The 13,069-nt window shown below is 58.0% G+C and carries 11 protein-coding genes; 4 read left to right on the top strand and 7 right to left on the bottom strand.

The window, feature by feature from the left end:
- Window positions 1-18 precede the first annotated feature (18 nt).
- From ABNS66_RS04040 to ABNS66_RS04020, 5 genes are read right to left on the bottom strand one after another with little or no spacing between them, the layout of a single operon-like run.
- Window positions 19-339 carry a 2Fe-2S iron-sulfur cluster-binding protein gene (locus tag ABNS66_RS04040; protein ID WP_204994633.1) on the bottom strand — a complete coding sequence of 107 codons (321 nt, stop codon included), beginning with the start codon at window positions 337-339 and terminating at the stop codon, window positions 19-21.
- An 11-nt stretch (window positions 340-350) separates the two neighbouring features.
- Window positions 351-1,121 (bottom strand): SDR family oxidoreductase, encoded by a 771-nt coding sequence (locus tag ABNS66_RS04035; RefSeq protein ID WP_286838634.1) that lies wholly within the window; start codon window positions 1,119-1,121, stop codon window positions 351-353.
- A 9-nt stretch (window positions 1,122-1,130) separates the two neighbouring features.
- Window positions 1,131-2,612, bottom strand: coding sequence for an aldehyde dehydrogenase family protein (locus ABNS66_RS04030; protein ID WP_286838636.1), 1,482 nt, complete (start codon window positions 2,610-2,612; stop codon window positions 1,131-1,133).
- An 18-nt stretch (window positions 2,613-2,630) separates the two neighbouring features.
- Window positions 2,631-3,512 (bottom strand): NAD(P)-dependent oxidoreductase, encoded by an 882-nt coding sequence (locus ABNS66_RS04025; protein ID WP_286838638.1) that lies wholly within the window; start codon window positions 3,510-3,512, stop codon window positions 2,631-2,633.
- Window positions 3,509-4,708, bottom strand: a complete 1,200-nt coding sequence (locus tag ABNS66_RS04020) for a cytochrome P450 (protein WP_286838639.1) — start codon at window positions 4,706-4,708, stop codon at window positions 3,509-3,511. The genes ABNS66_RS04025 and ABNS66_RS04020 overlap by 4 nt, the downstream gene beginning before the upstream one ends.
- Before the next feature lie 132 nt (window positions 4,709-4,840).
- On the opposite strand from ABNS66_RS04020, the gene ABNS66_RS04015 reads away from it, so the two are divergent.
- Window positions 4,841-5,926 (top strand): MarR family transcriptional regulator, encoded by a 1,086-nt coding sequence (locus ABNS66_RS04015; protein WP_286838641.1) that lies wholly within the window; start codon window positions 4,841-4,843, stop codon window positions 5,924-5,926.
- Here ABNS66_RS04015 and ABNS66_RS04010 read toward each other — a convergent pair.
- Together ABNS66_RS04010 and ABNS66_RS04005 are read right to left on the bottom strand one after the other, a co-directional pair.
- Complete coding sequence (locus ABNS66_RS04010; protein WP_286696311.1) at window positions 5,891-7,495, bottom strand: Na/Pi symporter; 1,605 nt, start codon at window positions 7,493-7,495, stop codon at window positions 5,891-5,893. The two genes, ABNS66_RS04015 and ABNS66_RS04010, sit on opposite strands and share 36 nt — an antisense overlap.
- Before the next feature lie 77 nt (window positions 7,496-7,572).
- The gene (locus tag ABNS66_RS04005; protein ID WP_204994640.1) at window positions 7,573-8,016 is read right to left on the bottom strand and encodes a YaiI/YqxD family protein; all 444 of its coding nucleotides are present in this window, start codon (window positions 8,014-8,016) and stop codon (window positions 7,573-7,575) included.
- 95 nt (window positions 8,017-8,111) lie between these two features.
- Here ABNS66_RS04005 and ABNS66_RS04000 point away from each other — a divergent pair, with 95 nt between their 5' ends.
- From ABNS66_RS04000 to ABNS66_RS03990, 3 genes are all read left to right on the top strand, one after another.
- Entirely contained in the window at window positions 8,112-8,522 is a 411-nt protein-coding gene (locus ABNS66_RS04000) for a DUF393 domain-containing protein (protein WP_286696312.1), read from the top strand.
- Window positions 8,512-9,240: an SDR family NAD(P)-dependent oxidoreductase gene (locus ABNS66_RS03995; RefSeq protein WP_286838644.1), complete on the top strand. Its 729-nt coding sequence runs from the start codon at window positions 8,512-8,514 to the stop codon at window positions 9,238-9,240. Before ABNS66_RS04000 ends, ABNS66_RS03995 begins: the two co-directional genes overlap by 11 nt.
- A gap of 149 nt (window positions 9,241-9,389) precedes the next feature.
- A complete protein-coding gene (locus ABNS66_RS03990; RefSeq protein ID WP_286838646.1) occupies window positions 9,390-13,064 on the top strand; it encodes a response regulator in 3,675 nt (1,224 codons plus the stop codon).
- Window positions 13,065-13,069: the final 5 nt, after the last annotated feature.

The following is a 13,069-nucleotide window of genomic DNA, read 5'->3' as shown; positions in this document are numbered from 1 at the left end:
TAATTGTAAATGCAGGGCCTAGGCCTGTTCTTCCGGTAGCTCTACACGCATGCCTTCAAGCGCGGGCGTCACCGGAATCTGGCAGCCCAGACGGCTGTTGGCGCGGCGATCAATCGCATTCTCCAACATGCTGTTTTCGCCATCACTGAGCGCCGGCATCTGGCTTTGCCATTCCTCGGGAATATAGCAGTGGCAGGTTGCACAGGAGCAAATCCCACCACACATCCCCTCGACACCAGGCACCATGTTCAAAGTGGCGCCCTCCATCAAACTCATCTGTTCATCGACATCGACTGCGTGTTCGGTGCCGTCGTGCTCAACATAGGTGATAGCAACCATTTCTCTCTCCTTTACAGGGTGACTTTTTCAACTGGCGTGCAAGGGCGAATTTCCAGCAAGTCCACCGACACCCCGCGCGGCATCGACAAACAGAACAGCAGTGCCTGTGCGACATGCTCCGCCTGCATACCGCTATCCATCCACGGCCCCTGACGGTGCCATTGCTGCACCGCCGCCTGCAGGCGCTCAAACGTCCAACCTGCAGCGAAATCCGTCATCGCGGCACCGGGGCGCAAAATACTGACGCCGACACCCGCCGGGGAAAACTCACGACGCAGGTCGCGACTCAGCCGCTCAACAGCGGCCTTGCTGGCCGCGTAAAGCGACAGGCCCGCCATTTCGTCATGGTGCTGGGCACTCGCGCTGCTCACATTGATCAACCGGGGGTTGGCAGACTGCTTTAACAGGTGGGCGGCTGCGCGACTGCAATAAAGCGTCGCGGCAATATTGAGCTGCAACTGTTGATGAATCTCGTCGTCTTGCCAGTCTTCAACAAAGCCGGGGCGCGCCAGACCGGCGTTGTTCACCAACGCGTCCAGACCACCAAAATGGTGAGCGACCGTTTCTATTGCCGATTGCGCTTGCGCGCTGTCGGTAATATCGGCAGCAACCGCCAAGCTGCGCTCGCCCAGCTCATCACAGTGCTGCTGCAATAGGGCTTCACGGCGCGCGATCAGACCCACCTTCGCACCGGCGGCAATCAGCGCCCGCGCCATCGCCAGGCCAAAGCCCGAGGAGGCCCCCGTTACCGCAACGACCCGACCGTTCAGAGAATTATTCATAGCCCCCTCCTACACGGCGATGGCAATGGTTTTGGTTTGCAGGTATTCCTCAAAGCCCTCCGGCCCCATTTCTCGCCCGACCCCGCTTTGCTTATAGCCGCCAAAAGGCGCATCGGGGCCGAGGAAGTTGCCACCATTGACATTGACCGTGCCACTGCGGATTTTCCGCGCAAACGCCAGGGCACGCTCTTCGCTGGCTGAGTACACCGAGCCCGATAAGCCGTAGATGGAGTCGTTGCACAAGTGCAGCGCCTCGGCTTCGTCGTCGTAGGGGATGACCACCAATACCGGCCCGAATATTTCCTCTTGCGCGATACGCATATCATTGCGCACATCGCTGAATATGGTCGGCTCAACAAAGTAGCCAGCGCGTGTATGCGCGGGAATACCGCCCCCCAGTATCAGCCTCGCGCCTTCCTGTTTGCCCAGCTCAATATATTCCAACACCCGCTGACGCTGGCGCTCGCTGATCAGTGGCCCCTGCATTTCGCCACTGGTGTCATCACTGCCGTAAGACATGCCGCCTACATAGGCGCACAACAGTTCTTCGGCTTCGGCAAGACGACTGCGGGGCACTAACAGGCGAGTGGTAATCGCGCAGCCCTGACCGCTGTGCGCGCAGATAGCCAGCGAGCCAAACAAGGCAGTGGGCAGGTCGGCGTCCTCGAGCAGCACCATTGCAGACTTGCCGCCCAGCTCCAAAAACACCCGTTTAACCGTATCCGCGGCATTGCGCATAACCTGCCTGCCCACCGCCGTGGAGCCAGTAAACGACACCACATCGACACGCGGATCTCGGGTCATTGCATTGCCAATTTCGGCGGGATCGCTAGCGGTGAGCACATTGAACACACCGGGGGGCAACTCGGCCTCGGCGGCAATGCGGCCAAGCAGAGATGCCGTCCACGGCGTTTCGGCAGCGGCCTTAAGTACCACCGTACAGCCCGCGGCCAGGGCCGGCAGGCACTTGGCCAGGTTAATTTGAATGGGAAAATTCCACGGTGAAATAGCCGCCACCACGCCCGCGGCCTCCTTTACCACAAGGCGCCGGCTGCGAACGCCCATCACCTCGTATTCACCGATGTCCCGCTGCCAGGGGAAGGACGCCATATACTCCACAGGCCAGTTCGCCATCGCAATTGGCCCGTCGCACTGCGGGCCGTGAACGAAGAACTGGGTCGCCCCGGTTTCGTCGGCAACCGCTGCGCGCAGGGCATCGCGATGGCGATTTAGGCCGTCGACAAAGCGCTGCAAACAGACTCGGCGTGCGGCGTGATCCGTCGACCAGTCGCTGTGATCAAAGGCCCGCCGCGCGGCGTCAATCGCCTCATCGGCATCGCGCAAGCTGGCATCGGCGGCAACCCCGAGCACCGTCTCGGTCAAGGGGCTGATGTTCTCATACTGACGACCGCCCTCAGCGGGGCGCAGCTCGCCATTGATATACAAGCGGCTCTCGCCGTGACCTGGCTGCCGGGTATCAGCAACGCTCATGGTGACCTCCTATTATTGTTATTCGACGTCCGAGCGCGATATCGCCATAAAGACATCGTCGATATCGCGGCGCACCCTTTCAGTGAGCGGCAACGACACATTAAGCTGCGCCGCCAAGCTGAGGGCGTGATCCAGGTCTTTCTCCGCCAGCGCCGCGAAAGGGCCAAACACCGCTCGCATATCCTCATCACTGCAGGCGGCGCGCACGCCGTCACGACCGTCGATAAACTGCTTCATCATGGCGGTAATCACGCCATTGGCCTGCCCTACCTGATGCAGCGCATCGAGATCGGCACCAGCGCATTTGACCAATTGCACCGCTTCGGAGATCGCCGAAAAAGCGGCATAGTTCATCAGGTTATTTGCCAGCTTCAGCACGGTTGCCTGCCCCGCCTCACCGGCATACACAACCGTTTTACTCGTACACGCAAACATCGCCTGACAGCGCGATACTGCCGCTTTACTGCCGCCGGCCATAATGCATAGCGTGGCATCCGCCGCTCCCGCCGCACCGCCGGTGATAGGGGCATCGACCAGCGCCAGCCCTCGCTCAGCGGCATCCGCGGCCCAGCGCACAACACCGTCTCGGGTAACAGTGCTGTGAATGGCAATAACGGTTTCGGGTGCAGCCACCGCAAAAATACCGGCCTCGCCATAGAGCAGTTGCTCAACGTCCGCGTCATCGCGCACGCAAAGCGCGATCAGCGAGCAATTGCGAGCCAGTTCCTCCGCGCTTTCAACAACGCGGGCGCCCAGCGCCTGCATTTCTGCCAGGGGCGCGGGGTCGAGATCGAATACCGATAGGGCAAGGTGCTGTGACGAGGCCTTGCGGGCAATATTGGCGCACATCGGTTTGCCAATATTCCCCAGACCAATAAAGCCGCACTGCACGGCGCTCATAGCTCGCCCGCCTGCCGCGGGCGAAAGCGCATTGGCAAAGTAGTAAAGCCGCGCACATTGGGGTTGTGAGTGCGGTCACTGCGCGACAGGTCCAGGTCGTAATCGGGAATCGCCTTTAGCAGCTCCTCGAAGCATACCCTGACCTCCAAGCGCGCCAACGCCGAACCCAGGCAGGCGTGAATACCCACGCCGAAGGCCATGTGGTCGCGCGCTCCCCGACATACATCGTAGACATCGGCATTTTCATAGCGCTCTTCGTCACGACTGGCGGAAATAATGCACAGCCCCACACGCGCGCCAGCGGCAATCTTTTGTCCGCGAATCTCGATATCTTTGGTTACCGTTCGGCCAATCATTTGCGTGGATCCGTCGAAGCGCAGAGTCTCCTCTACCGCATCGGCGATGCGGCTGGGATCGTCAATCAACAACTGGCGCTGCTGCGGGTGCTGCCACAAGCGGTAGCCCATATTGCCGATCAACTTGGTGGTGGTTTCGTTGCCGGCAACCGCCAGCAAAATGCCAAAACCAATGACATCGTCGTGAGTCATTTTGCCGTCTTTCTCAGCCTGTAAAACGCAGCTGAACATATCGTCGGGATCGAAGGGCTGCTCAGCCAATTTCCGTGACAGGTCGTCAAAATACTGGGCCAATTTAAAATAGGCGTTGACGTTCGCTTCGCTGATCTCGAACTGGCCGTCTTCCCGGTAGATCAGCTCATCTGCCCAGGTACGCACCGCGACTTGATCCGCCTCGGGCACATGAATCATGGTAGAGATCACGTCCATTGGCAGAATGGCGCTGAAGTCCTGAATCAGGTCCATCTCCCCGCGCGCCAGATGAGGCGCAATCAGCGAACGGGCCTTTTGCCGCGTGTAGTCTTCAAGAGCAGCAATACGCTGGGGCACCATCAGCCCCGATAACAGCTTGCGAATACGCGTATGGTCCGGCGGGTCCATATTAATGAACATGGGGTAGCCCGCCGACGCGCTTTGGTCTGACTCCAAGGCCGGGCCATTGATGCTGCTAAAGGTTTTAAAATCGCGAAATGCGTTAAAACAGTCTTCCCATTTGCTCAGCAGCCAAAAGCCGTGCTCGGCGTTGTAGTAAACCGGCGCTTCGGCCCGCAAACGCTGGTAGTAGGGATAGGGGTCTTCATGAACCGCATGGGAATAGGGATTGAACTCCACCGCCGCCATCGCGCACTCCTTATCATTATTATTGCCGAGTACGCTAGCACAGCCCCACACAAAAGGTAAATACACTAAATATATTTTAATAAATATGTGTTACATTAATTGGCGCTACAGAATTAACAGGCGCCCAAGGCCATGCCACAGACTTCAGCCGCACTCGAGCGGTTTCGTAACAACCCGCTCAAACAACTCAATGCCCTCAGCAATGACTGTGAACAAGCCACCATGCAGGGCTTAGCCGCCCAGGGGTTCACGAGATTAGCCATGCACTTCGCCGCGCCGATGAGCTTGCTGGGCCAACGCCCACACCGTCTCACCGAGCTAGCCCAGCGACTGGCAATGAGTAAACAACTTTGCCTGCAAAGCCTGCGCCCTTTAAGCGAGGCCGGGTATATCGCGCGCCAAGCCGATCCGCTGGACAAGCGCGCAAAGCTGATTGCCCTTAGCCCGCGCGGCAATCAGCTTATTGCTGCAGCAAACCAGCAGCTGGCCGACATCAATGAGCGTTATGTGGCGCAGCTCGGCAGCGCTGAGATGGCATTTTTGAGCCGCTATGCTCAGCGGGTTTGCATTGAGATGGCCGTGCCCGGCTTTGAACCGAACCGGACTGGCATTGATGAGCAACTGCCTTTTTCAATGCTGATCGGCATGATCAACCGAAGCCTGCAGCGCCACCTGATGCAGGGCACCATTGCCCGCGGCCACCCACATTTGCAAATGACCCACGGCCAGGTGCTCGCCTGCCTGGCCCCCGAGGGCAGCAGTGTTGGCGAACTGGCACAGGCCAATGGCGTATCCAGCCAGGCCATTTCTCGCGTCGCACGTCAGCTTGATGAATTGGGCTATGTCGAGCGCCACAGTGACCCCGCTGACGGACGCAGCCAGCGCCTTCACCTGACTGAAGCGGGCGTTGAGTTAATAGACGATGCGGTATCGGTTATGACGGAACTAGAGCGACGCCTGCAATATCACCTGGGTGACGGCGACTTCCAGCGCTTCTGCATGGCCCTACAGGCGCTTAGCGGCGCCGAACCGCAGGCTGAGGTGAATGTGGCGGCGCCGCTAAGCGTCCCCGAGCTGCTGACTTACGCCGCGGACCTGCTGGATAAGGGCCAGCCGAGCGCCGACCTGAATGCCGCCGTCGAAAAGCGCCTCGGCGGCGAAGCGCAAACGCAGCTGAATGCGTTACTCCGCCTTGCTGTCGGGACTCCCGTAGGGTGAGAGTTTGTGCAATTGATCCAAGTAGACAAAGATTTTCGCGAAGTGGCGCGATGAGCGCCGCTGCCAGCGCAGCGCATCCAGATACAAATCGCCATTAACGGTATTCTCATTGCCCGACGCAATTTCTGCCATCAGCGCTTCGCGGGCGGATTCGGTCTCGTCCTCGCAGCGCTCAGCAAACGCCGATGCAGCGCCGGCCACGTCATCAGACTCGTCTGTTAAGCGTTTTACGAGCTGCCGGCAACCGTCTTCAAAAACCACACCGGAGTGCAGTGGCGGCCCTTTTTTCTGCCAGCGCTGAGCCGTTTCGCGATCTGCCAAGCGCAGGTGCAGGCGCTGCATATGGTCAATGACGTGCATACACGCCAACAGGCGCTGCCAGCTGTCCGGCGTGTCGGGCCGCAAGTGAATATCGTCTACATAGCGTTGGCAGCGCTCAATGGCATCGTCAAGCTCGCGATGGCGCTCGGGCTTGGCTGATGGCTGGTCGCGCAGCAAACCAATGCAATATTGCAGCTGCGCTTCAACCAGTGAGCGCAAGCTGCGCCGTACAGCCTCCAGGGCAATCGCGGGGTCTTTCAATAATTGCTTATCCAAATGCCCAGTGAACTGCTCCTGTGCCTCCGGCACCAACCAGAGCATGAACCGCGCAAACTGGCCCGCCAGTGGTAACACCAAAATAACGCCGAGCAGATTGAACAAGCTGTGAAACGCCACGAGGGCGACCTCAGCCTGCTGGTATATCGCCCCGGGCGCCCACCATTGCCAAAGCGCAACGTAGGGCAGCAGCATGAGAAAGGCGGCAATCCCGGTGAATACGTTGTACACCACATGGGAATAGCCCGTGCGCCGAGTTTCGGCTGAGCCGCCCAGGGTGGCAAACAGCGCCGTTGCAGTGGTGCCAACGTCCATACCAATTACCATCGCGGCCGCCTGTTCAAACTCCAAAGCGCCGCTGTGCACAGCGGTTAACGCGGTAGCCACGCCCGCACTGGAGGATTGGGTAATCAGCGTAATTAGCGCCCCCAGCAACAACAGCTGGAGACGCCCCAGCCAAGTATTCTCAGGAAAACTGTCCGGGGTAATCCGCCCCTCTAAGCCGGACATTCCCACTTGCATCGCGTCGATGCCAACAAAGATCAGGCCAAAACCCGCAAGTGCCAGCCCGGCGGCACGCCAGCGCCCCCGGCCAAACAATTGCGCCAGGGCGCCAGCGAGAATACAGGGCAACAACAGCGTATTCAGCTCGAGCTTGAAGCCCAGCAGGGCGACCATCCACCCCGTAACGGTGGTACCGAGGTTAGCGCCAAATATCACCCCAAGGGCCTGGGGATAGCTCAATAAGCCCGCGCCAACAAAGCCCACCGCCGCCACTGTTGTTGCGCTGGAAGACTGCAGAATTGCCGTGGTTGCTGCGCCGGTGAAGGCGCCACTAGTCGGACTGCGGGTAAAGCGCGAAAGTGCCCGGTGAAGGGCATCGCCAGCCAGTGCTTTGAGGCCGTCGGTCATCAGGATAATGCCGACTAAAAACAGGCCGAGGCCGCCCGCTAATTCCATCCATTGGTTCACATTGAAACGCCTTTAAACGATCGCTGTATTTTGCCGATAACAACGCGCCATTTATTCCCCGTAATTTTACTTAGGGCTTAGGCACGGGCGAGTATCCGGTCGAGCTGATTAGCGAAGGCTTGTTTCTCCCGCTGGCCATAGGCGCTTTGCCCGCCGCTCTGAATGCCGGAGGAGCGCAGCGTCTCCATAAAATCGCGCATGTTCAGCCGACCGCGAATATTGTCAGCCGTGTAACGCTCACCCCTGGGGTTGAGAGCCATCGCGCCTTTCTCGATGACCTCGGCGGCCAGGGGAATATCACTCGTAATGACCAGGTCCCCCTCTTCACAACGGCGCACAATTTCATTGTCGGCAACATCAAAGCCAGCGCTCACCTGAACCGCGGTAATATGGGGGACCGGCGGCACTCTCAGCATTTGATTCGCCACGAGGGTTAAGGCGACCCCGGTGCGCTCGGCCGCTTTAAATAAGATGTCTCTGACCACCACCGGGCAGGCATCGGCGTCAACCCAGATTTTCATTTTGGCTTTCTCCGGCATTTCGTTATAGCGTGTCAGGCATCGCTTTGACCTGGCGCTCCGTACAGACACTGAGCACCTTGCTGTGGAAAGAAATTATGACGCGATTAACCCTATTTTACGATGGCCGATGCCCCTTGTGTGTCGCGGAAATGACGCGACTCGCCGCCCTGGACGGTCGCCGCGCACTGGCCTTTGAAGACATCAACGGCGAGGACTTTAGTCGCCGCTACCCCAGCATCGACCCCGTTGCGGCCAACCGCGTGTTACACGGCTGGGATGAAAACGGTTCGTTGTTACTTGGCCTGGATGTGAGCTGTCGCGCCTGGCAGCTGGTAGGAAAACACCGCTGGATGGCCGCACTGCGCTGGCCGCTTATTCGCCCCTTGGCAGACCTTGGCTATCGCGTGTTCGCTCGACACCGCTACTTCTTTTCCCAGCTGTTTACCGGCCAGCCACGCTGCACAGAGCGCTGCGCCATCATTGAACATCGCCGCCATGAACCCTAAACGCGCACTGGTGGTCGGCGGCAATAGCGCTATTGCGCAGGCGCTGATCCAAAAATTGCTGACCGACCAAGAATTGGATGACGTACACGTCTTTAGTCGCCACCCCAGCGCCACTAAATGCGATGACCAGCGACTACACTGGCACTGCGGCGACTACAGCTCGGACAGCCTCGCTGCGTGGGCAGACTCCTTGGCGGAGCATACCGGCGCCATCTCTCGCGTGTTTATTTTCAATGGCGTACTACACGACGACGCCGGCCAACCTGAAAAGCGCCTCGAAGACATTAACGCCGACACACTGCTGTCGCGACTGCACAGCAATACCGTAACCCCCATGCTGGCCATTCGAGCGCTACTACCGGTGCTGCGCGGCCCTCAGCCCTGCGTGGTAGCCGTTCTCAGCGCCCGAATCGGCAGCATTGGCGATAACCAACTCGGTGGTTGGTACAGTTACCGCGCCTCCAAGGCGGCGTTGAATATGTTGTTAAAAACCGCCAGCATCGAATTCGCTCGCTGTGCTAAGAACCTGAAATTGCTGTCCTTCCACCCGGGCACGACCGACTCCCCCCTGTCAGCGCCCTTCCAGCGCCGCGTCCCAGACGGCAAGTTATTCACCCCTCAGTTCGTCGCCGAACGCCTGCTGGACCTCTGCTCCGCCCTTCCCCACGACGGCCAGCTCAGTTATATCGACTGGCAGGGAAAAGCCATCGACTGGTAACGGCCGTGGAAACTACGCATGTTCGACAGTGCAAGTGCACACTAGCATTACAGGTGTTATTGCCACGGCGTTATATGTACTGACGAGACAGGGAGTTCGGGTACCGCATAGCCGAGGCTTCCTTATTGGCCGGTGCTCAGGGAGCAGTCATGAACTTGTTCCTCCAAAAACTCCGTCGTCACAGCGCATCACGCCAACCTGCTGTGAGTCGCTCCCGCCGTTGGCTGCACCCACTGGCCAGCCTTGCCAGTTTCATTCTTATCGCCGTTGTTGCGGTATATATCGACCAGCTGAATAACCACAACCGCGAGTTGAATCACCGCGACGCCGTTCTGCGGGAAATGGGTTCCATCAGCGCTAAAGTAGAGAGCGACCTCAAGGGTGACCTCCAGGCAGCCAAAGCGATGGTGGCAGCCGTCCGCCAGCACCCGGATCTGAACCCCGATTATCTGGATAAATATTCCGAAAGCCTGCTTTCGGGTGAAAGCCGCATTCGCAGTGTTGCGGTATTTCGCGGTGTTATCGGCGCCTATGTCTACCCACTCAAAGGCAATGAGCCGGTGCTGGGGCTGGACTTAAGAACGCGGCCCGACCAACTCGCCGACATGATGAAGGTACACAGAACCGGCGGCGCTGTACTCTCGGGCCCTGTCGAATTGGTTCAAGGCGGCATGGCGCTGATTGCCCGTCTACCCGGTGGACAGAGTCAAGGTGCTGGAGAGCCGATGACGGTGTCAGCTGTGATTGATATAGAGCAGCTGCTGCGTAGCAGCGGCCTGAGTGAGGCAGGCGAGCGATTACAGGTAGCCATACGCAAATACGGCCCCGAGGGTCGCTTAGGTAAAACCGTATTTGGCGACGCCGCGCTATTTAACGACCAGACCCGCGCGGTAACCACAGATATCCGACTACCGCTGGATGAGCGCTGGCAAATCGCCGCTGCCCCCGAGAACGGCTGGCTACAAATGAACCTGCTTGACCCCTTCCGGGTTGTTGTCGCGTCGCTGGCACTAATCATTTTTTGCTTCCTAACCATTATTTCGTGGCTGCTTGCCAAGCGCTATGAAAGCAACCAACTATTGGTTCAGCTGTTCGAGCTCTCGCCGATTGGCATTGCATTAAACGACTACGAAACAGGCAAATTCATCGCCGCCAATCAATCTCTGTGCAAAAGTTTAGGCTACCCTCATGAAAAGCTAACCGAGTTGCGCTACCAAGATATAACTCCCCAGGAATACATGTTGGATGACGAGGCGGCTTTCATTGTTCTCACAGAAACAGGCCGCCTGGGGCCCTATGAAAAGCAGCTTATCCGCGCCAATGGCGAGCCCCTGCCTATCGAAACCAACAGCATTTTATTCAGCGACTCGCAGGGTAAACCGCTAATCTGGTCAATGGTTGAGGACATCAGTGAGCGCAAGCACGCCGCCCAGATAATGGACCGGCAGCAACAGATGTTTAACTCCATGAGCCAGCAAGCAAGGATCGGCGCCTGGGAGCTGGAGGTGGAGAGCGGCCAGCTCACGTGGTCTGAGGTGACAAGGGAAATTTGTGGCGTACCGGCAAACTTTACCCCAACTGAAGAGGCGCTTCGCAGAGTGTTTCCTCAGGAAGAGATGTGGCATCTGCTGCAGCATTTGATCCGACGCGCCATTGTTAATGGCCAGGCATTTAGCGAGGAAGTGAAGCTCACCACACAGCAAGGCCGCGAACTGTGGATTCAACTCACGGGCCACCCGGTACTGCACAAACAACGCTGCACACACATTTTCGGCTCACTCCAAGATATTGATGACCGCAAACGCGCCGCCGAAGCATTGATACGCGCGCGTGATGAAGCGGAGCAAGCCGCTCGCTCGAAAAGTGAGTTTTTGGCAACCATGAGCCACGAAATTCGCACCCCGATGAACGGCGTCCTCGGCATGCTGAATTTGCTGGCAAACTCCGACCTCGACTTCGAACAGGAGCGTCGGGTGAGCATTGCCCGCAGCAGCGCACATTCGCTGCTCTCTCTCATCGACGATGTCCTGGACTTCTCCCGCATCGACGCCGGCAAAATGACTCTGGAAGACAGCAGCTTTGCGATACGCGAAGTCATCGAAGAAGTCAGCGAGAGCATGTCGTTGCGCGCACAGGAAAAAGGCCTGGAGCTCATTGTTGACCTTAGTGAGATCAACATAGACATGGTCTCAGGCGACGCCGCAAGGCTGCGCCAGGTCCTGACTAACTTACTTGGCAACGCACTGAAATTTACCGAAAGTGGCGAGATCGTTGTTCACGCCACGCTCACCGAGCATCAAAACCAATGGATATTTGACTGCTATGTACGCGACACCGGCATCGGCATTGCCAGTGAAAAATTAGACAGCTTGTTTAGCGCATTCACCCAGGCGGATGCCAGCACCACGCGCCGCTACGGCGGCTCCGGGCTTGGCCTGTCGATTAGTCAGAAAATCTGCCAAGCCATGAATGGCAGCATTGCCGTGAGCAGCAAGGAAAACAAAGGAAGTACCTTCCATGTCCAGGTGATGCTGAACGCATCCGCCGATGCATCACTCGATGAGGCCTATGCGTCGGGCAGGCATGTATGGTTGATAGAGGACAATATAAACAGCTGCAAAAGCCTGGAGCGTCAGCTGCTGCGCTGGGGCGCAAAAGTCTATTGCTCCACATCCAGTGAGTCGGCGCTCAACTCTGCCGAGAGTCATGATATTCCGCTGGAGAAAATCGACCTGGTTATTATCGACCGATACATGGATGGCCTAGATGGCACCGAGCTCGTTCAATTCCTGCGCCAGGAAGAACATCTAAGCAGCCAGCCTTTCGTATTGCTGAGCAAAATCAGTAGTCAGGGAACCGACGCCCACTTTCGCTCGCTGGGCTTCGATGCGTGGTATCCCAAACCCCTCACCACCAGTAATTTGCGCGAAGCACTAAAACTGGCGCCCCTGGGAAGCTACTTACAAAGCGATAGCAGCGACCGTACGCAGGAGGCACCGGCTAGCAGCCTATTACAAGGCAGGCGCGTGCTACTGGTCGAGGACAATGCGGTAAACCAAGAGGTAGTGCGCTGCCTGCTAGACGAGTTGGGCTTACAGGTCAGCATTGCCGATAACGGCAACAAGGCCATCGCTGCGCTGAAGCACCAGCAGGACAAGCAATCGCCGCCCTACTCGGCAATTTTAATGGACTGTCAGATGCCGGAAATGGATGGTTACGAGTGCACTCGCCAAATCCGTGCGGGTCTGGCAGGCGAAGCGGCACGCGAGTTACCCATCATCGCGTTGACGGCCAATGCCCTCAGTGGCGATCGGGAAAAATGCAGCGCCGCCGGTATGGATGACTACCTCAGTAAACCGATTGACCCCGATCGACTGCACAACAAATTGTTGAGCTGGTTGCACGCCCTGCGCAGTGACGACCCTGCCAACCCCGCATCAAAGAATCATGCAGAGGCGCTGTGGAATGCCGACAAAGCACTGGAAGGTGTCATGGGGCAGGAGCGGACCCTGAATAAAATGCTGTTGATGTTCAACGAGTACAGCATTGCGCAACAGCAGGCATTACGCAGCGCAGTCACCGCAGCAGATACCGCAGAAATTGCCCGTATCAGCCGCGCACTGAAGGGCAGTAGCGGACAGCTGCAAGGCGACGCACTGCGAGAGCTGGCCTCATCACTGGAACTTGCCGCCAGCAATAAGGACTGGGAAAAAATCCACTATTTCTATCCCCAGCTCCACCAGTGCTGGCTGCAGCTATGCGCGTGCTTTGAACAATATCTGCTACGCAACACCAACAAAAGTCGCGCGCTAATAGAGGGTTAACCGCC

The sequence above is a fragment of the uncultured Spongiibacter sp. genome (assembly GCF_964011655.1).
GTDB lineage: Bacteria > Pseudomonadota > Gammaproteobacteria > Pseudomonadales > Spongiibacteraceae > Spongiibacter > Spongiibacter marinus.
This window is presented reverse-complemented; position numbering and strand designations above follow the sequence as displayed.